Source organism: Micromonospora sp. NPDC047527 (genome assembly GCF_040643015.1).
Lineage (GTDB): Bacteria > Actinomycetota > Actinomycetes > Mycobacteriales > Micromonosporaceae > Micromonospora.
Genome location: NZ_JBEYTK010000005.1, coordinates 222630 through 243411 on the forward strand (window position 1 = coordinate 222630; position 20782 = coordinate 243411).

18 protein-coding genes are annotated in these 20782 nt (G+C 72.1%); 8 read left to right on the forward strand and 10 right to left on the reverse strand.

The window, feature by feature from the left end:
• Window positions 1-65: 65 nt before the first annotated feature.
• From ABZ808_RS20735 to ABZ808_RS20745, 3 genes are all read left to right on the forward strand, one after another.
• Window positions 66-578, forward strand: a complete 513-nt coding sequence (locus tag ABZ808_RS20735) for an Lrp/AsnC family transcriptional regulator (RefSeq protein ID WP_357008837.1) — start codon at window positions 66-68, stop codon at window positions 576-578.
• 1691 nt (window positions 579-2269) lie between these two features.
• The gene (locus ABZ808_RS20740; protein WP_357008840.1) at window positions 2270-3616 is read left to right on the forward strand and encodes an aspartate aminotransferase family protein; all 1347 of its coding nucleotides are present in this window, start codon (window positions 2270-2272) and stop codon (window positions 3614-3616) included.
• Window positions 3601-5007 carry an FAD-dependent oxidoreductase gene (locus ABZ808_RS20745; RefSeq protein ID WP_357008842.1) on the forward strand — a complete coding sequence of 469 codons (1407 nt, stop codon included), beginning with the start codon at window positions 3601-3603 and terminating at the stop codon, window positions 5005-5007. The genes ABZ808_RS20740 and ABZ808_RS20745 overlap by 16 nt, the downstream gene beginning before the upstream one ends.
• A 7-nt stretch (window positions 5008-5014) precedes the next feature.
• Here the strand turns inward: ABZ808_RS20745 and ABZ808_RS20750 are convergent, their stop codons facing one another.
• Window positions 5015-5380, reverse strand: coding sequence for a DUF3499 domain-containing protein (locus ABZ808_RS20750; protein ID WP_053658603.1), 366 nt, complete (start codon window positions 5378-5380; stop codon window positions 5015-5017).
• Between the two features lie 153 nt (window positions 5381-5533).
• Here ABZ808_RS20750 and ABZ808_RS20755 point away from each other — a divergent pair, with 153 nt between their 5' ends.
• Complete coding sequence (locus ABZ808_RS20755) at window positions 5534-5983, forward strand: metallopeptidase family protein (protein WP_110562108.1); 450 nt, start codon at window positions 5534-5536, stop codon at window positions 5981-5983.
• 82 nt (window positions 5984-6065) lie between these two features.
• Here the strand turns inward: ABZ808_RS20755 and ABZ808_RS20760 are convergent, their stop codons facing one another.
• The 6 genes from ABZ808_RS20760 to ABZ808_RS20785 all read right to left on the reverse strand — a co-directional run bounded on the left by ABZ808_RS20760 (window position 6066) and on the right by ABZ808_RS20785 (window position 12844).
• The gene (locus tag ABZ808_RS20760) at window positions 6066-6323 is read right to left on the reverse strand and encodes a WhiB family transcriptional regulator (protein WP_007455784.1); all 258 of its coding nucleotides are present in this window, start codon (window positions 6321-6323) and stop codon (window positions 6066-6068) included.
• A gap of 469 nt (window positions 6324-6792) precedes the next feature.
• Window positions 6793-7122, reverse strand: coding sequence for a phospholipase (locus ABZ808_RS20765; RefSeq protein ID WP_357008845.1), 330 nt, complete (start codon window positions 7120-7122; stop codon window positions 6793-6795).
• A gap of 20 nt (window positions 7123-7142) precedes the next feature.
• Window positions 7143-8540: a DUF4331 domain-containing protein gene (locus ABZ808_RS20770; protein WP_357008848.1), complete on the reverse strand. Its 1398-nt coding sequence runs from the start codon at window positions 8538-8540 to the stop codon at window positions 7143-7145.
• A 53-nt stretch (window positions 8541-8593) separates the two neighbouring features.
• The gene (locus ABZ808_RS20775) at window positions 8594-8872 is read right to left on the reverse strand and encodes a hypothetical protein (protein WP_203178498.1); all 279 of its coding nucleotides are present in this window, start codon (window positions 8870-8872) and stop codon (window positions 8594-8596) included.
• Between the two features lie 162 nt (window positions 8873-9034).
• Window positions 9035-11545 (reverse strand): bifunctional FO biosynthesis protein CofGH, encoded by a 2511-nt coding sequence (locus ABZ808_RS20780; RefSeq protein WP_357008851.1) that lies wholly within the window; start codon window positions 11543-11545, stop codon window positions 9035-9037.
• A 216-nt stretch (window positions 11546-11761) separates the two neighbouring features.
• Window positions 11762-12844 (reverse strand): hypothetical protein, encoded by a 1083-nt coding sequence (locus ABZ808_RS20785; RefSeq protein WP_357008854.1) that lies wholly within the window; start codon window positions 12842-12844, stop codon window positions 11762-11764.
• Window positions 12845-12942: 98 nt separating this feature from the next.
• On the opposite strand from ABZ808_RS20785, the gene cofD reads away from it, so the two are divergent.
• Window positions 12943-13893 (forward strand): 2-phospho-L-lactate transferase, encoded by a 951-nt coding sequence (cofD, locus tag ABZ808_RS20790; protein ID WP_357008857.1) that lies wholly within the window; start codon window positions 12943-12945, stop codon window positions 13891-13893.
• Window positions 13890-14978, forward strand: coding sequence for a coenzyme F420-0:L-glutamate ligase (locus ABZ808_RS20795; RefSeq protein WP_357008859.1), 1089 nt, complete (start codon window positions 13890-13892; stop codon window positions 14976-14978). Before cofD ends, ABZ808_RS20795 begins: the two co-directional genes overlap by 4 nt.
• A 39-nt stretch (window positions 14979-15017) precedes the next feature.
• Here the strand turns inward: ABZ808_RS20795 and ABZ808_RS20800 are convergent, their stop codons facing one another.
• Window positions 15018-16007 carry a winged helix-turn-helix domain-containing protein gene (locus ABZ808_RS20800; RefSeq protein WP_357008862.1) on the reverse strand — a complete coding sequence of 330 codons (990 nt, stop codon included), beginning with the start codon at window positions 16005-16007 and terminating at the stop codon, window positions 15018-15020.
• 406 nt (window positions 16008-16413) lie between these two features.
• Between ABZ808_RS20800 and ABZ808_RS20805 the strand changes: the two genes are divergently transcribed.
• Entirely contained in the window at window positions 16414-17031 is a 618-nt protein-coding gene (locus ABZ808_RS20805; protein ID WP_357008865.1) for an NUDIX domain-containing protein, read from the forward strand.
• On the opposite strand, the gene ABZ808_RS20810 is transcribed toward ABZ808_RS20805, so the two are convergent.
• Together ABZ808_RS20810 and ABZ808_RS20815 are read right to left on the reverse strand one after the other, a co-directional pair.
• Complete coding sequence (locus ABZ808_RS20810; RefSeq protein WP_357008867.1) at window positions 17000-18091, reverse strand: sugar phosphate nucleotidyltransferase; 1092 nt, start codon at window positions 18089-18091, stop codon at window positions 17000-17002. The two genes, ABZ808_RS20805 and ABZ808_RS20810, sit on opposite strands and share 32 nt — an antisense overlap.
• A gap of 63 nt (window positions 18092-18154) precedes the next feature.
• A complete protein-coding gene (locus ABZ808_RS20815; protein ID WP_357008870.1) occupies window positions 18155-19300 on the reverse strand; it encodes a glycosyltransferase family 1 protein in 1146 nt (381 codons plus the stop codon).
• A 152-nt stretch (window positions 19301-19452) separates the two neighbouring features.
• Here ABZ808_RS20815 and ABZ808_RS20820 point away from each other — a divergent pair, with 152 nt between their 5' ends.
• Window positions 19453-20142, forward strand: a complete 690-nt coding sequence (locus ABZ808_RS20820; RefSeq protein ID WP_357008873.1) for a TIGR03089 family protein — start codon at window positions 19453-19455, stop codon at window positions 20140-20142.
• Window positions 20143-20782 lie beyond the last annotated feature (640 nt).

Here is a 20782-nt window from a genome sequence, read left to right on the forward strand (position 1 = left end):
GAAATACGCCAGACTACGCGGAGATACACGCGCGACATCACGATTCGGGACATGGGGAGCGCACGATGACGAACCGGCAGCACGAGAACGGCAACGGCGGTCGACGCGTCGCTGTCCGTGAAGGTGCCAATCACGCTCTGCTCGATGACGTCGCCAAGCAAATCATCGAACAGCTCCAGGAGGACGGCCGCCGTCCGTACGCCACCATCGGCAAGGCGGTCGGGCTCTCCGAGGCGGCCGTGCGCCAGCGGGTGCAGCGGCTCCTCGACTCCGGTGTGATGCAGATCGTCGCCGTGACCGATCCGCTTCAGCTCGGCTTCCCACGCCAGGCGATGATCGGCCTGCGTACCGACGGCGACCTGGAGTCCGTGGCCGACCGGCTGGCCGAGTTGGACGAGGTCGACTACGTGGTCATCACCGCCGGGTCGTTCGACCTGCTCACCGAGGTGGTCTGCCGCAACGACGACCACCTGCTGGAGATCCTGCAACGGCTGCGCTCGGTGCCCGGGGTGCTCTCCACCGAGGCGTTCGTCTACCTCAAGCTGCGCAAGCAGACCTACACCTGGGGTACGGCCTGACCTGCCCCTGGTCGACTCGGGGCTCGGCGCCGCCCGCTCGCAGCACGATAGCTCCGCGTGATCCACTCGGCATTCCGGAAATCGGGGTGTCCGCGCCGCCGTCCTGGGGTCGACGCGGACCTTCTCGGCCAGCGACTCGACCGTCTCCCCCGCCTCGGCCATCGCCAGCCGCAACGCCTAGTTCGCCCTCGGATCCTCCTCCCGCCTAGCCGGACGCACACCACGGCTCCGCTCGGCGCAGACTGCCGCTCGGCTCGGTGTCGAAGTCCCCCGTCTGCCGCTCCGCTCGGCGCAGACTGCCGCTCCGCTCGGTGTAAAACGCCGCCCGGCTCGGTGCAAAGCGCCGCTCGGCTCGGTGCACGCCAGCCACGCTGGGTGCCGAAGTCCCCCGTCTACCGGCGTGTTGCGATAGGACGGTTTGGCGCGCATTCAGGACGCCCTCGATCGCCCCCAAAGGCGTCCCCCGCGGCCCACGGTTGATCCACACAGTTGATCCACTCAACATCGCCGACCTGGCGGTATCACCCCGCCTCGACACCGCAACATCGGCGATCTGGAGTGGATCGAGACGCCGGCCAAGGGGAGGCACCACCTCCTGCGGGCGCTTTGGAGCTGATGTCGTAAACGAATCGGCCGAGAGCAGGGTGGGCAACAGCGGGCCGGGCGCCAAAGGGGGCCTGACGCCACCGGACCCGGCGCCAACCGGCCCGCTACCGACGGGCCCGCTACCGACGGGCCTGACCGCCACCGACCCGACGCCAATGGGCCCGATACCGACGGGCCCGACGCCACCAGACCCAATGCCACCGGACCCAATGCCACCGGACCCGACACCGACGGGCCCGACACCGACGGGCCCCAATGCCAACGGGCCCAATACCGACGGCCTGACACGAACGGGCCCGACACCGACGGGCCCGACACCGCCGGACCCCAATGCCAACGGGCCCAATACCGACGGCCTGACACGAACGGGCCCGACACCGACGGGCCACACCCCGACGGGCCACACCCCGACGGGGCCCACCCCGACGGGGCCCACCCCGACGGGCCACACCCCGACGGGCCACACCCCGACCGGCCACACCCCGACGGGCCACACCCCGACGGGCCACACCCCGACGGGCCACACCCCGACGGGCCACACCCCGACGGGCCACACCCCGACGGGCCACACCCCGACGGGGCCCACCCCGACGGGGCCCACCCCGATGCGCCCCACACCAACGGGGCCCACATCGCAATGGGCCCCAGCCCGACGCGCCCGGCACCGGAGGGCCAGCAGCGAGCAGCCCAACGCAGCCGTGATGTCGTAAACGATTCAGCTCCAAAGGCCGCAGCCACCGCACCGCCGCCCTCCAGGGGATGCCGCCCAGTCGCCCTACCACCTCGCCGCCCGCCACCGGCCCACCGCCGGCCCGCCACCGGCCCACCGCCCGCCACCGGCCCGCCATCCGCCACTGGCCCGCCACAGGCCCACCGCCCGCCACCGGCCCGCTACAGGCTCGCCACCCGCCCCGCCCATCCGATGCGGATTCCGTTGAGCTTCAGACATCCGTTCGCTGAATCCGTCGTGACTGCGCCATCACGCCACCGATAACACTTGCCTTGAGGCCCGAGACTGTGCGATAACCGTGGGCAGAGCGGCCGGTGTCACCCCTTTGACCGGCCCGACGACCGATGGGGCTGACATGGCCAACGCCACCGACCACCTCTGGATGCACTTCACCCGGATGGCGAGCTACTCCGCCGGTGAGGTGCCGACCATCGTGCGCGGCGAGGGCGCGTACGTGTGGGACGCGCAGGGCCGCCGCTACCTGGACGGCCTCGCCGGGCTCTTCGTCGTCAACGCCGGCCACGGCCGCACCGAGCTGGCCGAGGCCGCCGCCAAGCAGGCCGGCGAGTTGGCCTACTTCCCGCTCTGGTCGTACGCCCACCCGAAGGCCATCGAGCTGGCCGAGAAGATCGCCTCGCTCACCCCCGGCGACCTGAACCGGGTCTTCTTCACCACCGGCGGTTCGGAGGCGGTCGAGGCGGCGTGGAAGCTGGCTCGGGCCTACTTCAAGCGCACCGGCCAGCCCAACAAGTACAAGGTGGTCAGCCGGTACATCGCGTACCACGGCACCTCGATGGGCGCGCTGTCGATCACCGGCCTGCCCGGCATCAAGAGTGACTTCGAGCCGCTGGTGCCCGGCGGGATCAAGGTGCCGAACACCAACTTCTACCGGGCGCCCGAGCACGGCGACGACCCCGAGGCGTTCGGCCGCTGGGCCGCCGACGAGATCGGCCGGGCCATCGAGCGCGAAGGGCCGGACACGGTTGCCGCGGTCTTCCTGGAGCCCGTGCAGAACTCCGGCGGCTGCTTCCCACCCCCTCCCGGCTACTTCGAGCGGGTCCGGGAGATCTGCGACGCGTACGACGTGCTGCTCGTCTCCGACGAGGTGATCTGCTCCTGGGGCCGGCTGGGCGAGTACTTCGGCGCGGTGCGCTACGGCTACCAGCCCGACATCATCACCACGGCCAAGGGCATCACCTCCGGGTACGCCCCGCTCGGCGCGATGATCGCCAGCGACCGGCTGATGGAGCCGTTCCTCACCGAGACCGGCATGTTCGCCCACGGGGTGACGTTCGGCGGCCACCCCGTCTCCTGCGCGGTGGCCCTGGCCAACCTGGAGGTGTTCGCCCGCGAGGACCTCATCGGGCACGTACGGGCCAACGAGGACGCGTTCCGGGCCACTCTGGAGAAGCTGCACGACCTGCCGATCGTCGGCGACGTCCGGGGTGACGGCTACTTCTACGGCATCGAGTTGGTCAAGGACAAGACGTCCAGGGAGACCTTCGACGAGGCCGAGTCGGAGCGGCTGCTGCGCGGCTTCCTGTCCACCGCGCTGTTCCAGGCCGGGCTCTACTGCCGGGCCGACGACCGGGGCGACCCCGTCATTCAGCTCGCGCCGCCGCTGATCGCCGAGCAGCGGCACTTCGACGAGATCGAGCAGATCCTGCGCGCGGTCCTCACCGAGGCATGGACGCGACTCTGAGCGGCGATCCCGCCGGGCGTTACCGGGGCCCGTCGTACTGGCTGTCCACCCTGGACGAACCACTGACCCCACGGCCCGCGCTGCCCGGCGACGCGGACGCCGACGTGGTGATCGTGGGAGGTGGCTACACCGGGCTGTGGACGGCGTACCACCTGGCTCGGGCCGACCCGGCACTTCGCGTCACGGTGCTGGAGAAGGAGATCGCCGGGTACGGCGCGTCCGGCCGCAACGGCGGCTGGTGCTCTGCGCTCTTCCCCACGTCGCTGACCGGGCTGGCCCGTCGACACGGCCGGGACGCTGCCGTCGCCATGCAGCGGGCGCTGCACGAGACGGTGCGCGAGGTGGGCCGGGTGGTCGTGGCCGAGGGCATCGACTGCGACTGGGCCGACGGTGGCACGATCACCCTGGCGCGCACCGGCCCACAGCTCGCCCGTGCTCGGGCCGCCGTGGACGAGGCCCGCACGTTCGGCTTCGGCCCGGAGCACCTGGCGCTCCTCGGCGCCGACGAGGCCGCCGTCCGGTGCGCCGCCGAGGGGGTACGCGGTGGGACGTACACCCCGCACTGCGCGGCCGTGCACCCGGCGAAGCTGGTCCGCGGCCTGGCCCGAGCGGTGGAACGGCTCGGGGTGACCATCCACGAGGGCACCCCGGTCGTCGCGATCCGGGCCGGCGCGGCGGTGACGGCGGCCGGGACGGTACGGGCGCCGGTGGTGGTCCGGGCCACCGAGGGGTACACGCCCACGCTGCCCGGTCAGCGGCGGGCCGTGGCGCCGGTGTACTCGCTGATGGTGGCCACCGAGCCACTCGCCGACGAGACGTGGGCACAGATCGGGTTGGCCCGGCGGGAGACGTTCTCCGACTACCGGCACGTGATCATCTACGGCCAGCGCACCGCCGACGGTCGGTTGGCGTTCGGCGGGCGCGGCGCGCCGTACCATCTCGGGTCCCGGATCCTGCCCGGCTACGACCGGGAGCCCCGGGTGTTCGCCGCGCTGCGGCGGACCCTCGGGGAGCTCTTCCCGGTGCTCGGCCCGGACGTGCCGTTGACACACACCTGGGGTGGCCCGCTCGGCGTGGCCCGGGACTGGAACGCCTCGGTCGGTTTCGACCGGGCCAGCGGGCTGGCCTGGGCGGGCGGCTACGTCGGGGACGGGGTGGGCTCCAGCAACCTCGCCGGCCGCACGCTGGCCGACCTGATCCGTGGCCAACGCACCGAGCTGACCACGCTGCCCTGGGTGAACCACCGCTCGCCCCGGTGGGAGCCGGAGCCTCTGCGCTGGCTGGCGGTGAACGCCGGCCTACGGGTCATGACAGGTGCCGACGCCGCCGAATCCCGCACCGGCCGACCGGCACGTCGGGCCGCCGTGTTCTCCCGCCTGCTGGGCCACTGACCAGGGGTCAGTGGTTGGGCGGGATCACCCGGAGGTGGCCTCGGCGGCCCGTCTGGTGGGGGTTCTCGTGATGCTGGTCGGGCTCCGGGGGGCGGGGAGCCGGGCGGGCGGCCTCGCGGACCGCCTCGGCCAGCGCGACCAGGTCGTCGGTGGTGGGCGGGGGCGGCTCGAACTCGCCCTCGTGCCGGACCACGTCCCAGCCACGCGGCGCGGTCAGGCTGCGGGCGTGCGGCTCACACAGGTCATATGTGTGCGGCTCGGCGAACGCCGCCAACGGACCCACGACCGCTGTCGACTCGTTGTAGACATAGGTCAATGTGGCGACCGCTTGCCGGGGGCAGCCGTTACGGGAGCAGCGCCGTGGTGACCTCACGGCGGCAGGGTATCTCCATTACCGGGTCCGGCGCATCGGTTCGCGTTGCGACACGCCCGTCGTGGTGATCACAATTCACGACCTCGATCCGCGCCGCGCCACGGGAGCGGCGCTGCCGCTGACCGACCCGGCGCGGGGGCTACCCTTTGCCTCATGACGAGCCCGGAACACCGCCGCCCCGGCCCCGGCCGGCGTGTGCACCGTGACCGGCACGGGCGTGGCCTGCGCGGGCGACTGGTGCCGGCGACCGTCCCGCTGGCCCGGACCAAGGCCGAGGTCTTCGACGACCTGGTCCTGGACACCGTCGAGACGTTGGAACGCCGGTTCGCCAAGGAGCTGGCCGGTGTCGAGTTCGCGGTCGAGGACGTCCCGCCGGATCTGAACGTCTACGACTCCGACGTGCTGGAGGACGGCGAGGTGCCGCTGGCCCGGCTGCTGCCCGGCCGCCCCGGCCGCCAGGAGGTGCCCCCGCGGATCGTGCTTTATCGGCGGCCACTGGAGTTCCGGGCGATGGACCGCGAGGATCTCGCGGACCTCGTCCATGACGTGATCATCGAGCAGGTGGCGAACCTGCTCGGCGTCGACCCCGACGAGTTGGCCTGAGTAGCCTCTGCCGCGTCGGCCGGGGCGACCTGGATTACGACGGCTGAGTCGGGCGGCCCCCACCGCCCCGACCCCGCACCGCTCAAGCGGCCCGCCGCTTCAACTTGCGCCGTTCCCGCTCCGATAGCCCACCCCAGATGCCGAAACGCTCGTCGTGACCCAGAGCGTATTCGAGGCATTCGGTCTTGACCTCGCAGCGCGAGCAGATCCGCTTCGCCTCCCGGGTGGAGCCGCCCTTCTCGGGAAAGAACGCCTCGGGGTCGGTCTGCGAGCACAAGGCTCGCTCCTGCCACTCCGGCGCGTTTCCGAGCAGGTCGGCCACCTCAAGCTGGCCGTCCATCAAATGCCTCCTTGTCGCGCACCGGCGTCATCGCCGCTGCAACCCCCCACGCGAAAGGCGTGCTTGTCCGTCCGGTCCCGTTTTGTTGCGTTCCGTGCGAACAACCCCATTCAAATTACACGCGTGTAATGCGTGCGCCGTCAAGCCAAACTTGATAATGGAGTCGCCCTCCCGACACCCCCGGTCGGCCACCAGGACCGTCCGGCCTCGCAACCTGCCCTATCGATTCAGACCCCGGCCGAGTAACGCCCTCTCCGGCGAGTTGCCCGACTTTTCTGCCGTGGCGCTCCCCCGACAGAGGACGTCATGGCGACGCCGGACATGGTGGTCGACCCCCTCACCACAAAGCTGATCTTGGTGGGAGACAGGTTAACGCGGCGCGACGCAGACCGCCCGTCGAGCCGTCGACGACCAACGCGCCCCGTCCACGATGTGGACGGGGCGCGATCGAAAAACAGGCACGGTACGGTCAGCCGACCGACCTGAAACCGCTGCTGGGCCAGACGAACTCCGCTATCCCTCCACCGTGGACAGAAACTGTGCCGGCGGACGTATCGTCGTCCCACCAGACGGTATAAATCCCGGCGTCCAGATCGGGATAGACCGCACTGTGGAACGACCCGTCCCGCACCCGGCGCTCCCGCACCGCCGAGTGGACCCGCCGCTCACCGTCGCGGCTGATCTCGATCTCCCGACCGTGCAGATCCCGACCGGTGTAGATGATCAGCGCACCGGTGTCGCCACCCAGGTCGAGGACGACACTCCCGGTCTCCGAGGGCCCGTACGCGTGCTCGTGCATCCGCCGCTCCCCCACGCCCGTCAGGCCGCCGCCGCTGACGGGTTGTTGAACCCGTCGTACGGCGTACCCAGGTAGGGGAAGTTCGCGAGGAACGGGGCGGTCACGTCGGCCGCGCTCAACCCCGGCGTCACCGCCGCGGCCGCCGCGTCCGGGCGGAACGCCTTGTCCACCAGCGGGACGGTCACCCCGGCGATGGCCCGCAGCGCGATGCTGACCACGTCGTCGCCGACCCTGCGCCCGTTCGGATAGCCGGCCAGGTCGCCGCCGAGCACCCCGAACCGGTCCGGACGGCGGGTCGGCCGGATCGCCGTGTTGAGCCGCAGCATGTCAGCCTGAACGTCACCTGTGGCATTGGTGAACCCGTCGATCAGGCCGGCCGGCACACCGGTGAGCAGGATCGCCACCAGGTCCGCCCGAGCCTTCTTGGCCTTGGTGAGCTTGTCCAGGTTAGGAAAGACGTCCGGGTAGAGCGCCGGCAGCAGCGCGGCCAACTCCGGTTGCTCGACGAACTGCGCGAACCGCTTGTCCTCCGAGGGCGGCAGCGAGTTCCACAGATCCTTCTTGGACATCGGCACGATGACCTCGTTGAACAGCGGATTGCCCAGCCGGGAGACCTGCGTGAATGGGCCGGTCGAGGTGTCCCCGGCCACCCGGTCACCCAGCACCCGGACCTGCCGGCGCGATGCCGAGGTCCACACTCCGATCACCGAGGCCGGGTCGGCCGCACCGTACCGGTTGGCGCGCCGGCGCACGTGCTTCAACGGCACCTGCACGGCGATGCTGTGCACGTTCATCCGGTCGGTGGCGTTGACCGGCTCCCCCTCGGCCTTGAAGATCTTCTTGCCCGCCACGTGCAGTTGCTGGAACGGCCGCAACGTACCGAGGTCGAAGATCGCTCCGAGGTCGACAAAGAAGCCGTCCGCGCGCTGACCGGCGAAGACCCGCTCCCCCGTGGACAGGGTGAAGGTGGCCTGCCGGACCAGCTCGGCGTACTTCGGGGTGGACAGCGGGCCGACATTGCACGGCGGGCAGGGCAGTTTGTGCGCGAGCCGGTGCTCCCGACCGTCGGCCACCCGGGTCAGGCTGTAGAACTGCCGCCGGTTCCAGTTCCTGCTGTCCAGCGAGTCGATCGGGCCGGTGTTGTAGAGAAAACTGTTCGGATTGGTGATCTCGGTGGTGAATTCGAACCGGTAGGTGACATCCGCACGGCCGTCGCCGTCGTTGTCGATATGGATCTCGTACCGCACGTCGTCGCCGAACTCGAAGAAGTTCGGCCCTCCCGACGGCAGTTGCAACGGCACGTAGTTGGCGATCAACGTGACCGTGTCGGGCTTGTCGGGGCTGACGAACGCGTACAGGTCGGAGCTGTCGGCGACCGGATCCTTGGCTATTTCCGGGGCCTCGCGGTGGGAAGACATGGCGGACCAACCTCACTGGGCGGGGAACAGGATGGCGGAGCGGAGCGGACGGGTCAGCGCCGGGCAGCGCGCCGCAGCCGGTCCGCCAGGCCGCGGTCGCGCACCTCGATGCGGGATTCACCGACGAAGACGTCCATCGTTCCGGAGGCCGCGTCCCGCAGATGTACGACGATTGGTTCGTCGGCCCGACCGGCCGCGCCCGGCGCGTTCTGCGCGGCCGACAGACCCGGCACGGTGAGCGCGGCGGCGCCGAGGGTGGCGCTGGCCGCGGCGGTCAACGTCTGCCGACGGGTCAGTCGCGGCCAGGGCCGCTTCCGCTGATCACTGGTCATGAGCAACCTTTCCGGCTGCGGCGCGAACGCGCCCGCGGGGGACGGACGGGTCCGGTGCCGCCGACCGACGTCGCCGGGCCCTGTGGGGTCACCGGCGGCGGTCCTCGCCGCAACCGCCGCCGGCATCGCTTGGTACGGCCGGCGGCGGGGAAAGGTTCGACCTCAGGGGCGAAGGTGACCGTACGCGGTCGTACGCTTGCGCGCCGGACGCCCGGCCGCCTTCGCGATCGCCCGCAACTGCTCCTCGGTACGCGCCGAACCGTTGTCGGAGCCGGCCATCCGGGAGATGGTCTCCTCCATCAACGTGCCGCCCAGGTCGTTGCAGCCACCCTGGAGCATGGCCACCGTGCCCTCGTCACCGAGCTTCACCCAGGAGCACTGGATGTTGTCGATCCGGCCGTGCAGCAGCAGCCGGGACATGGCGTGCACGACCCGGTTCTCCCGCCACGTCGGCCCCGGGCGGGCGATGCCGGCCAGGTAGATCGGGGCGTTGGTGTGCACGAACGGCAGCGCCACGAACTCGGTGAACCCGCCGGTGCGGTCCTGCACACCGGCCAGCACCCGGAAGTGCGCCAACCACTGCCCGGGATGGTCGACGTGGCCGTACATCATCGTGGAGCTGGACCGGATGCCCAGCTCGTGGGCGGTGCTCACCACGTCGACCCAGGCGGCGGCCGGGAGTTTGCCCTTGGTCAACACCCAGCGCACGTCGTCGTCGAGGATCTCCGCGGCGGTGCCCGGGATGGTGTCCAGGCCCGCCTCGCGCAGCTGGGTCAGCCACTCGCGGACCGGCACGCCGGCCTTGGCCGCGGCCGTGACGATCTCCATGGGTGAGAACGCGTGCACGTGCATCCCGGGCACCCGCGCCTTGACCGCCCGCACGATGTCCGCGTACCCGGTGACCGGCATCTTCGGGTCGATCCCGCCCTGGAGGCAAACCTCGCTGGCACCGGCCGCCCACGCCTCCTCAGCCCGGTCGGCGACCTGCTCGACGGAGAGCCGGTACGCGTCGGCGTCCCGCTCCCGCTGGGCAAAGGCGCAGAAGCGGCAACCGACGTAGCAGACGTTGCTGAAGTTGATGTTGCGGTTGACCACGTAGGTGACGTCGTCGCCGACCGTGTCGCGGCGCACGTCGTCGGCGAGCCGGCACAACTCGTCCAGCGCCGGCCCGTCCGCGCCGAACAGCGCCAGCGCGGCATCGGTGTTGCCCGGCTCCAGCAGCGCGGCCGGGTTGTCGGCGGCGAGCCGCAGCCCGGCCCGCAGGTCATCGTCGCCGGTCAGAGCCGTCGGCCCGGCGGTCACCTTCGTGGCCACCTCGGCCCAGTCCCCGTAGACGCTGTCGAAGTCACCCCGTCGGTCCCCGGTCCGGCCGGTGGTGTCGATGGTGGCGTGCAGGTCGCTGCGCCCGCCGAACACCTCCTCCGGCTCCTGCCAGGGGTGGCCCTGCGGCAGGGCCGCCTCGACCGCCATTCCCGTCGCCGGATCGGCCAGGGCACCGACGTGCGGCAGCAGCCGAGGGTCGAGCCACGGGTCGCCCGCGCGGACGTACTCCGGGTAGATGGTCAGCCGCTCCCGCAGCGTGAACCCGGCCAGCTCCGTGTGCCGGGCCAGCTCCTCGATCTGCGGCCAGGGGCGTTCCGGGTTGACGTGGTCCGGGGTGAGTGGGGACACACCACCCCAGTCGTCGATGCCGGCCCGCAGCAGCAGGTCGTACTCGCCGGCGATGAGGTTCGGCGGAGCCTGGATCCGGGCCTTCGGGCCGAGCAGCAGCCGGGCCACCGCCACCGTGGCGGCCAGGTCGTGCAGCTCCGCGTCGGGCATGCCGCGCATCGCCGTGTCCGGCTTGGCGCGGAAGTTCTGCACGATCACCTCCTGGAGGTGGCCGTACTCCCGGTGCGCGCGGCGGATCGCGAAGAGCGCGTCCACCCGCTCCGCCGGGGTCTCGCCGATGCCGATGAGGATGCCGGTGGTGAACGGCACCCCGACGCGGCCGGCGTCGTCGAGCACCCGCAGCCGGACCGCCGGCTCCTTGTCCGGCGAGCCGTAGTGCGGGCCGCCCGGCTCGGACCAGAGCCGGGTCGCCGTGGTCTCCAACATCATGCCCATGCTCGGCGCGACCGGCTTGAGCCGTTGCAGCTCCGACCAGGTCAGCACGCCCGGGTTGAGGTGCGGCAGCAGGCCCGTCTCCTCCAGCACCGCCACCGCGCAGGCGCGCAGGTAGTCGAGGGTGGAGTCGTAGCCGCGCTCGTCCAGCCAGCTCCGCGCCGCCGGCCAGCGGTCCTCCGGCCGGTCACCGAGGGTGAACAGGGCCTCCTTGCAGCCCAGCGCGGCGCCCTCCCGGGCGATGGCCAGCACTTCGTCGCGGTCCAGGAACGGCGCCGGCAACCGGTGCGGCACGGTGGCGAACGTGCAGTAGTGGCAGCGGTCCCGGCAGAGCCGGGTCAGCGGGATGAAGACCTTCTTCGAGTACGTGACGACGCCCGGCCGCCCGGCCTCACGCAGCCCGGCGTCACGGATCCCACCGGCGGTCCGGAGTAGTTCGTCGAGCGCGTCACCACGGGCGGCGAGCAGCGCGGTCGCCTCGTCGACGTCCAGCGACCGCCCGGTCGCGGCCCGGCCCAGGGCCCGCCGCACGCTCGCCTCGCTCGGGCCGGAGTGGGTGCGATCAACCATCCGCCCAGCCTATGCGCAGCATTCCGCCGCCCCCGGTCCCGCCCCCGGTCCGCCCCCACCGCCCCCGGTCCGGCCCCCACCCGGCCCCGGTCCGCCCCTCACCCGGTCCCGGTCCGGCCCTCACCCGGTCGATCATGAAGTTATTGCCCTGACACGCCGAGATCGAGGGCAATAACTTCATGATCGACCGGGTGGGGAGGCGGCGGTGGGTGTGGTTTAGCGGGGTTGGGTGGGGTGGTCGCCTGGGTTGAGGTACTGGGTGCGGTCGGTGTCCGCGTCGGCGGCCCGGTGCGGGATCGCCTGGGTCGCGTCGGCGGGCTGGTGCTGGATCGCCTGGGTCGGGTCAGCGGACTGGCGCGGGATCGCCTGGGTCGGGTCGGCCGACGGCGGCTGCCCGAACGGCGGCGCGGGAGGCGCCGACTGCGGGGCAGGCGGTGCCGACTGAGGGGCGGGGTTCACCGGCGGTGCGGACTGCGGGGCGGTCGGGAAGGGCGGCCCGGACTGCGGAAACGGCGGGGCCGACTGCGGGGCCGGCGGTGCCGACTGCGGGGCCGCCTGGAAGGGCGGCGAGGACTGGCCGTACTGGCCCGGGAACTGCGCCTGCGGCTGACCGCCCTGCTGACCTGGCCAACCACCCTGCGGCTGACCGCCCTGCTGACCCGGCCAACCCTCCTGGGGCTGACCACCGGGCTGGCCGGGAGCCGGCCACCCACCCTGCGGCTGGCCACCGGGCTGACCCGGAGCCGGCCAGCCACCCTGCTGCTGCGGCCAGCCCGGCTGCGGCTGGCCGTAGACGCCCGGCTGGGCCTTCGGCTTGGGCACGTAGTAGAGCCTGCGCCAGACGGTGAAGACCACCCAGGCGGCGACCCCGAAGATGATCAGCCAGGCGAACCGGCTGAGGACGCCGAGCAGCGCGTCGAGGATTTCGGCCTCGGCGAGTCGACCCACCGTCCAGACCAGCATGGTGAGCGTGCCGAGTAGCGCGCTGAACGCGTACTCACCCAGGGCCACCTGCGTGATCAGCTTCGCCTTCGGCACGATCGGCGAGATGTGGGTGGCCAGCAGCACGGCCAGCAGCGGCAGGGCCACCGCCTCCACGCCGATGAACGCGAAGAACGCGCCGCCCGCGCGGTCGGTGATGTCGGCGTAGTCGTTCGGGCTGAGCAACCGGAGCAGACCAACGAAGAGGAGCACGGCGTTCGCACCGAGCAGCGCGAGCGCGCCCAGTTCGCGTAGTGGCTTGGTCAGCTGGCGGGCCTGCGACGCGTCGGTGGACGCGGGCTCGGCGGGGCTGGTCACGAGCTCCCCCTCGGGGCGTAATCGGACAGGGCGCACGTGAGCCTAGTCTCCCCGGCCACCGGCGGACCGGAGGCGTCAGGTGCGCGAGGATGGTCGACATGCGCATCGTGGTTCTGGCCGGCGGCATCGGCGGCGCTCGGTTCCTGCTCGGCGTCCGGGCGTACGCCCGCGAGGTCGGCGCCGAGGTGACCGCCGTGGTGAACGTCGGCGACGACCTGTGGCTGCACGGGTTGAAGGTATGTCCCGACCTGGACAGCGTCATGTACACGCTCGGCGGCGGCGCGGACCCCGAGCGGGGCTGGGGCCGCGTCGGGGAGAGCTGGACGGTCAAAGAGGAGCTGGCCGCGTACGGGGCGGAACCGACCTGGTTCGGCCTCGGCGACAAGGACATCGCCACCCATCTGGTACGCAGCACCATGCTCAACGCCGGTTATCCGCTGAGCGCGGTCACCGAGGCGCTGGCTACCCGCTGGCAGCCGGGCGTACGTCTGCTGCCGGCCACCGACGACCGGTTGGAGACCCACGCCGTCGTCGGCAACGGTGACGAGGCCCAGCGGGCGATCCACTTCCAGGAGTGGTGGGTGCGGTACCGGGCCGACATCGCCACCCACCGCTTCGTCTTCGTCGGCGCGGAGACGGCGAAGCCGGCGCCCGGCGTGCTGGAGGCGATCGGTGCTGCCGACCTGGTGCTGATCGCACCGAGCAATCCGGTGGTGAGCGTCGCGCCGGTGCTGGCCGTACCGGGGATGCGCGAAGCGGTGACCGACGGCCCGGCGCCGGTGGTGGGCGTCTCGCCGATCATCGGTGGCGCTCCCGTCCGGGGGATGGCCGACCGTTGCCTCGCCGTGCTGGGGGTCGAGTGCAGTGCGGCCGGGGTGGGCCGGCTCTACGGCGGCCGGTCGGCCGGCGGGCTGCTGGACGGCTGGCTGGTGGCCGAGGAGGACGCGGGAACACTGGTGCCGGAGGTGACGGTCCGCGCGCTCCCGCTGCGGATGACCGACGAGGCGGCGACGGCGGCGATGGTCCGCGCCGCAGTGGAGTTGACGTGAGGCTGGAGATCCTGCCGGTGCTGGGCATCGGCCACGTGACCGAGGGTGATGACCTGGCGGCGCTGATCGCCACCGCCGCGCCCTGGCTGCGCGACGGCGACGTGCTGGTGGTCACCAGCAAGATCGTCTCCAAGGCGGAGGGGCGGCTGGTCGACGTTCCGGCGGACGGGCCCGAGCGGCTCGCCGCGCGGGACGACGTACTGGCCGGTGAGACCGCCCGGGTGGTGGCCAGCCGGGGGCCGACCCGCATCGTGCAGACCCACCACGGCTTCGTGATGGCCTCCGCCGGCATCGACGCGTCGAACGTCGACAAGACCCGGCTGGTGCTGCTGCCGGTCGACCCGGACGCGTCGGCCCGAGCGCTGCGGGCGGCGCTCAAGGACCGGTACGACCTGGACGTCGCCGTGATCGTCAGCGACACCATGGGCCGGCCGTGGCGCAACGGACTGACCGACGTCGCGCTCGGGGTGGCCGGGATGCCGGCCATCCGCGACCACCGGGGAGAAGTGGATCCGTACGGCAACGAACTCCAGCTGACCCAGATGGCCGTGGTGGACGAGCTGGCGGGCGCCGGCGAGCTGATCAAGGGCAAGTGCGACCAGGTCCCCGTTGCGGTGGTGCGGGGTTACCTCTCCGGCCTCGGCGCCGACGACTCCGGCGGAGCGAAGGCGCTGGTCCGCGACGCGGCGCAGGATCTCTTCTCGCTCGGCACCGCCGAGGCCCGGTCGGCCGGGTTGGCCGACGCCGCCGCCCTCGTCGACTCGCTGAGCCCCACGCCGGCAGACCCGGTCGCCGTGCGCCGGGCGATCGAGGCGGTCGCCGGGGTGGTCGCCCCCGGCACGGTCTTCACACTGCTCGACGAGACGGAGATGCGGCTCGGCCTGATCGCCGGGGTGCCCGGCTGGCCGGACGACGCCACCGCCCTCGTGCTCGGCACGGCACCCGCACCGGTCGACCCGAGCGACCTGGTCCGCTTCGGCGCCGACCTGCACCGGCTGCGCATCGCCCTGGCCGCCGAGGGCATCGGGTCGACCCTGCTGCCCCCGCCCGCCGGCAGCCCGGCCAGCGCCACACTCGCCCTGTGACGGCCCGCTGAGCCGGCCGCCCGGCACGGTCGGGCCGGGTCAGGCGTCCAGCACCGCTTGGCCGAGCGGGGTCAGCGTGTGCAGCACAGTGTTGCGGTCGCGGTGACTGACCAGCAGGCCGGCGTTGCGCAGCACGGTGGCGTGCTGGCTGGCCGCCGCCGCCGAGATGTTGAGCCGGCGGGCCACCTCGCCGGTGGTGCAGCCGTCCCCGCTGGCCTGCAACACCGCGGCCCTGGTCCGGCCGAGCAGCGCGGCCAGCGACTCACTCGCGGCGCCCGGCGCGGCACTGTTGTCCGGTGCCAGCCCGCCCAGCCGGTCCACCGGATAGACCAGCACCGGCGGCAGCGCCGGATCGAGCAGGGCGACCGGGGTGCTCGCGCAGAAGAACGACGGCACCAGCATCAGCCCGCGGCCGTCGAGGTGCAGCTCCCGGCTGTGCGGGTAGTCACGGACCTCCAGCACCCCGGCCTCCCAGCGCATCGCCGGTCGAAGGCTGGTCAACAGCCCCTCCACGCCGCCGTCGAGCAGGGCCCGCGCCCGTCGGGTGCGGTCCGCCGCCACCGCGGCCTGGATCTGACCCCAGTACGGGCTGATCGCCAGCGACCGGTACCGCTCCATCGAATCGGCGAACTGGCGCAGCGCCGCCGTGTCGCCCCGGGCCAGCGCGGCGGCCGAGGCCGGCAGCGGGGTCGCGGCGGCCAGCACAGTCAGGTCTCGCTGCAACCGCGGTGTCGGCGTGCTGCGGACCGCGTCCAGACCGGCCTCGAAACCGTCAACGCTGGCGTACGGGGTGAGGAAGTCGGGGAAGTAACCGCGCGGCGGGTTCAGCGCGAAGAGCAGCCGGAGCTGGTCGGATGCGGCATCCTGGCGCAGGTCGCGGGTGACGGCCTGCCGCCACATCGACGTCAGCGGGTCACGGTTTCGGCCCTGCAGCACGTGCAAGCTGAGGACCAGCTCCCAGACCGGGTCCGCCGTCGGCGCCACCCGGGTCCGGAGAATGTCCTCGCCAGAAAAATAGATCCTCAGCATTGGAGCTCCCGTGTCGCCAGCAGAGGGATGCCGGGTGACCGTCCGACTCTACCTGGCCGGCAGTTATCTCCATTTTTAAGTCTGGGCTGAAAGAGCTCGACGCCTCCCGGGGTAGTTAGGCATGCTTCCAATACCCGAGCGCGGCACCGGCACGTCATTCTGCCGGTGCTCCGGGACCGGGAACGACCGGTGATCGGGCGGCACCACGAGGGTCTGCGGCCCTTGCTCCGCAGAGGTGCCGCCCGATCATCCGTCGGCTCGTCACCGGCCAGCCCAGGTCAGACGACCCAGAGCGCGACGCGACGGTCCTCGCCGGTGGCGTAGATGCCAGCTCTTCTTCGACGTGGTGAAACCGGTGCCGCGTTGCCGCGCCCGGGTGTGGAGCGTGCGCTCGTACAGTGTCGGGGTGCCTGACACCACGATCGCCGGACCCGCCGCCCACCCGACCGACCCCGAGACGTACGCGGCGCTGCACGCCGACGCCACCGCGCTGCTCGACGGCTGGCAGCCGACCAGCCCGGGCGCGGCCACGGCCCGGGATCGGACCCTCGCGCTGCTCGCCACCGGGCCGGCCGCGATGAGCCGCCAGCACCTCCCCGGCCACGTCACCGCGAGCGCGCTGGTGGTGGACCCCACCGGGTCGCGGGTGCTGCTTTGCCTGCACACCAAGCTCAGTTGTTGGGTGCAGCTCGGCGGGCACTGCGAGCCCGAGGACAGCGCCCTGGCGGCCGCCGCGCTGCGCGAGGCCACCGAAGAATCAGGGATCGCCGGCCTGCGCATCGACCCCGTTCCGATCGACGTGGACATCCACCCGGTGCGCTGCCAGGGTGGCTCCCTGCACTACGACGTACGGTTCGCCGTGCTCGCCCCGCCCGGAGCGGTCGAGCAGGTCAGCGACGAGGCCGACGAACTGGGCTGGTTTCCGCCGGACCGGCTGCCCGAGCCGCTGGCCGGCGGGACCGCACGACTGGTCGCGCCGGCCCTCACGGCCCTCAGACGTAGCCCTCTTCGCCCCGCTCCTTGAGCTCGTCGACCAGGGCCTTGACGCCCTGGGCCCGGTCACGTGGGCAGACCAGCACGGCGTCCGGGGTGTCCACCACGATCAGGTCACGCAGCCCGAGGACGGCCACCAGCCGACCCGACTGCGGCACGACCACCAGGTTGGCGCTGTCCCGCAGCAGCACACCCGGCTTGGCGTCGGTGCCGAGCACCACGTTGCCCGCGTCGTCGGCCGGCAGCACCTCGCCCAGGGTGTGGAAGTCGCCCACGTCGTTCCAGCCGAAGTCGCCCGGCACGGTGGCCACCCGACCCGCGGTGGCCGCGCCCTCCATCACCGCGTAGTCAACGGAGATCTTCGGCAGCGTCGGCCACACCGTGCCGAGGACGTCGTCCTGCTCGGGGGTGCCCCAGGCTGCCGCGATCGCGGTGACGCCGAGATGCAGGGCCGGCTGCTGGCGGGCCAGCTCGGCGAGGAACACGTCCACCCGCCAGACGAACATGCTCGCGTTCCACAGGTGCCGGCCCGAGCGGACGTACGCCTCGGCGACCTCGGCGGCCGGCTTCTCCTTGAACTCGGCCACCGGCCGCCACGGCAGGTCCCCGGTCGGGTCGCCGGTCTCCAGGTAGCCGTAGCCCGTCTCCGGCCGGGTCGGGGTGATCCCAACCGTCATCAGCATTCCCTGCTCGGCCCCCCGCACCGCCTCCTGGACCGTTCGCACCCAGCTGTCCGGGTCGCCGATCAGGTGATCGGCGGCGAAGCTGCCCATCACCGCGTCCGGGTCACGGTGCGCGATCACCGCCGCAGCCAGCGCGATCGCCGCGCAGGAGTCCCGTGGTGAGGGCTCGACCAGAATGTTCTCCTCGGGCAGTCCGGTCAGCTGTCGGGCCACCGCCGCGACGTGCGCGGCACCGGTGACCACAAGGGTCCGATCCGGTGTGGTCAGCGGCGCGAGCCGCTCCACGGTGGCCTGGAGCAGCGACGCGCTGGTGCCGGTCAGCGGGTGGAGGAATTTGGGGTGGCCGGCGCGGGACAACGGCCACAACCTCGTGCCGCTGCCACCTGCCGGAATTACCGCGTAGAGCATCCGCACATCATGCCCGACGAACCCGCCCAGAGTGGCACGGGTCACCGCCAGCGGCGCGGATGGTCACGAACGGGCGCGACTCCATGCGGCGATGTGCACCTCGGCGCTGGACTCCCAGGTGAACTCCTTGGCCCGGTCGAAACCGGCCTTCGCCAGCGACAACCGTCGCTGCTCGTCGTCCAGCAGGGCGGCCAGGTCCGTGCCGATCTGCTCCGGGTCCTCCGAGGTGTACGCCACCGCGTCGCCGCCCACCTCGGGCAGCGAGAGCCGGGGCGTGGTCAGCACCGGGGCGGCGCACGCCATCGCCTCCAGGATCGGCAGACCGAACCCTTCGCCGTACGAGGGGTAGGCGGCGACCAGCGCGCCTCCGAGGAAACCTGGCAGGTCGGCGTAGCGCAGGTAGCCGGGACGCAGCAGGCGCAGGTGCGACGGGACCTCGGCCACCGCGCGGTCGATGTCGTCGTCGTGCCCCTGCCCGCCGGCGATCACCAGGGCCGGCGGGTCCTCCCGGTCGGCCACCGCCCGGGCCCAGCCACGGATCAGATTGGGTACGTTCTTGCGCGGCTCCTTGGCACCGAGGAAGGCAACGTAACTGCTGTTGCCCAACCCCAGCCGGGCACGCACACGGGCCTTCTCCTCCTCGCCGGGCGCGTGGAAGGCGGAGTGGTCGACCCCGTGGTAGGCCACGTCGATGCGGGTCGGGTCGGCGTCAAGCAGCCGGATCAGCTCGTCCCGGGTGGCCTTGCTGGGCACGATCACCCGGTCGGCGCGGCGCAGGGATGTCTTGATGGCGCTGCGGAAGAACGTCCGGCGGGACTTGTCGTAGTGCTCCGGCTCGGTGAAGAACGTCGCATCATGCACGGTGACCGTGACCGGGCATCCCGCCCGCAGCGGGCAGGTGTAGAAGGGCGAGTGCAGCACGTGCGCGCCCACCTGCTGGGCGAGCAGCGGCAGGCCGGTCTGCTCCCAGGCGAGCCGCGCCGGGCGGTGCGCCACCGCCGCCGGAGCGGGGATGATCTCCGCGCCCGGCAGCATCCGGGTGTAACGCTCCAGGTCGGTGCGGAGGCTCACCACAGCCAACTCCACCCCCGACCCGCACACCTTGCCGAGGGCACCGAGCAGACCGTCGACGTATCGACCGACACCACCACGGTCGGCGGGGACACTCGTGGCGTCGATGAGCACGCGGGGCGGGCGACCGGCGGTCACGGGGCGACTCCTTGTACTGGTGTCTGTGGGGAACAACACTCCGGGGGTCAAGCCTACGCCGGAGTTCGGGGCCGACGCTGACTGCGACCCGACGCTACGCCGACTTGTCATCGTCTTCGAGTACGGCCCGCAGAGGCGTATCGTTCGCGCCGATGGCCGACAATATTGCCCGGGTTTTCGCCGACGCGATCGCGACCGACCCGACCCGACCGCTGCTGACCTGGTACGACGATGCGAGCGGCGACCGCACCGAACTTTCCGGCGCCACCCTGGCGAACTGGGTGGCCAAGACCGCCAACCTCCTCGTCGACGAGGTCGGCCTGGCACCGGGCGCCCTGGCCGGGGTGCTGCTGCCGCCGCACTGGCAGACCGCGGCCGTGCTGCTGGGTTGCTGGTCGGCCAAATTGAGCGTGATCGACACACCGGGCACCGTGGACGTGCTCTTCGCTGCCGCCGACCGACTCGACGAGGCACAGTCCTGGTCCGCCGACGAGCGGTACGCCCTCGGGCTGTCCCCACTCGCCGCCCCGCTGCGACAGGTGCCCCCCGGCTTCGCCGACTACGTGGTCGAGGTACGCGCCCACGGCGACCATTTCACCCCGCAACCCGGGCCGGGCCCGTCCGACGGGCACCTGCTGGCCCGCGCCGAGGCACGCGCCACGGAGTTGGGCATCGAGCCGGGTGCCCGGATCCTGGTCGACGCGACCCGCTACCCCGACCCGGTCGACTGGCTGCTGGCCCCGCTGACCCGGGCCGCCACGGTTGTCCTGTGCGCCAACCCGAACCCGGCGAACCTCCCCACCCGCCAGTCCACCGAAAAGATCACCCACCCCCTCCCGTAACCACCCCCGCCCGGCGTTCGGCACCCCCTCCGCCCGGCCCGCCTCCACCTTCCCGGCCCGGCCCGGCTTCGTCCTGCCCCGCGCCCTGCCGCCCCGCCCCGCCCCGCCCCGCCCCGCCCCGCCCCGCCCCGCCCCGCCCTGCCCTGCCCTGCCCTGCCCTGCCCTGCCCTGCCCTGCCCTGCCCTGCCCTGCCCTGCCCTGCCCTGCCCTGCCCTGCCCTGCCCCGGCGATCTTGCAGTTTCGGACGCCAAGATGCGCGAAATGCCCCTTAAGTCGCGGCAGTAAGTGCAAGATCGCGGGAGCTTAAGCCAGTCCGGGTCGATCATGGAGTTAGGGTGGGCGATTACTGGCGATATGCAACTTTTGCGGGGCACCACAACTCCATGATCGACGCCGGAGGGCAAGGTCGTGGGCACGGGCCACGACCGGGCAGCGGGCACGGGCACGGCAGCGGGCACCGGCAGGAGGGCCCGGGCAGGAGACAGGGGCACACCGAGCACTAGGCACGGGCCGAGCATCGAGCAGGGCAGGGCCGGGGCAGGCAGGCCGGTCAGGGGAGGGCGGGGCCGGGCAGGGCATCAGACGAGCAGGGCAGGGCACGGCCGATCGGGGCCGGGCAGGGCACGGCCGGGCAGGGCAC

Excerpts from the sequence above, each read along its gene's own strand:
- ABZ808_RS20735 (WP_357008837.1), top strand. The coding sequence starts at position 66 with ATGACGAACCGGCAGCACGAGAACGGCAACGGCGGTCGACGCGTCGCT.
- ABZ808_RS20820 (WP_357008873.1), top strand. The coding sequence starts at position 19,453 with ATGGCCGACAATATTGCCCGGGTTTTCGCCGACGCGATCGCGACCGAC.
- ABZ808_RS20775 (WP_203178498.1), bottom strand. The coding sequence starts at position 8,872 with ATGACCAGTGATCAGCGGAAGCGGCCCTGGCCGCGACTGACCCGTCGG.
- ABZ808_RS20765 (WP_357008845.1), bottom strand. The coding sequence starts at position 7,122 with ATGCACGAGCACGCGTACGGGCCCTCGGAGACCGGGAGTGTCGTCCTC.
- ABZ808_RS20760 (WP_007455784.1), bottom strand. The coding sequence starts at position 6,323 with ATGGACGGCCAGCTTGAGGTGGCCGACCTGCTCGGAAACGCGCCGGAG.
- ABZ808_RS20780 (WP_357008851.1), bottom strand. The coding sequence starts at position 11,545 with ATGGTTGATCGCACCCACTCCGGCCCGAGCGAGGCGAGCGTGCGGCGG.
- ABZ808_RS20770 (WP_357008848.1), bottom strand. The coding sequence starts at position 8,540 with ATGTCTTCCCACCGCGAGGCCCCGGAAATAGCCAAGGATCCGGTCGCC.
- cofD (WP_357008857.1), top strand. The coding sequence starts at position 12,943 with ATGCGCATCGTGGTTCTGGCCGGCGGCATCGGCGGCGCTCGGTTCCTG.
- ABZ808_RS20810 (WP_357008867.1), bottom strand. The coding sequence starts at position 18,091 with ATGCTCTACGCGGTAATTCCGGCAGGTGGCAGCGGCACGAGGTTGTGG.
- ABZ808_RS20800 (WP_357008862.1), bottom strand. The coding sequence starts at position 16,007 with ATGCTGAGGATCTATTTTTCTGGCGAGGACATTCTCCGGACCCGGGTG.
- ABZ808_RS20745 (WP_357008842.1), top strand. The coding sequence starts at position 3,601 with ATGGACGCGACTCTGAGCGGCGATCCCGCCGGGCGTTACCGGGGCCCG.
- ABZ808_RS20755 (WP_110562108.1), top strand. The coding sequence starts at position 5,534 with ATGACGAGCCCGGAACACCGCCGCCCCGGCCCCGGCCGGCGTGTGCAC.
- ABZ808_RS20740 (WP_357008840.1), top strand. The coding sequence starts at position 2,270 with ATGGCCAACGCCACCGACCACCTCTGGATGCACTTCACCCGGATGGCG.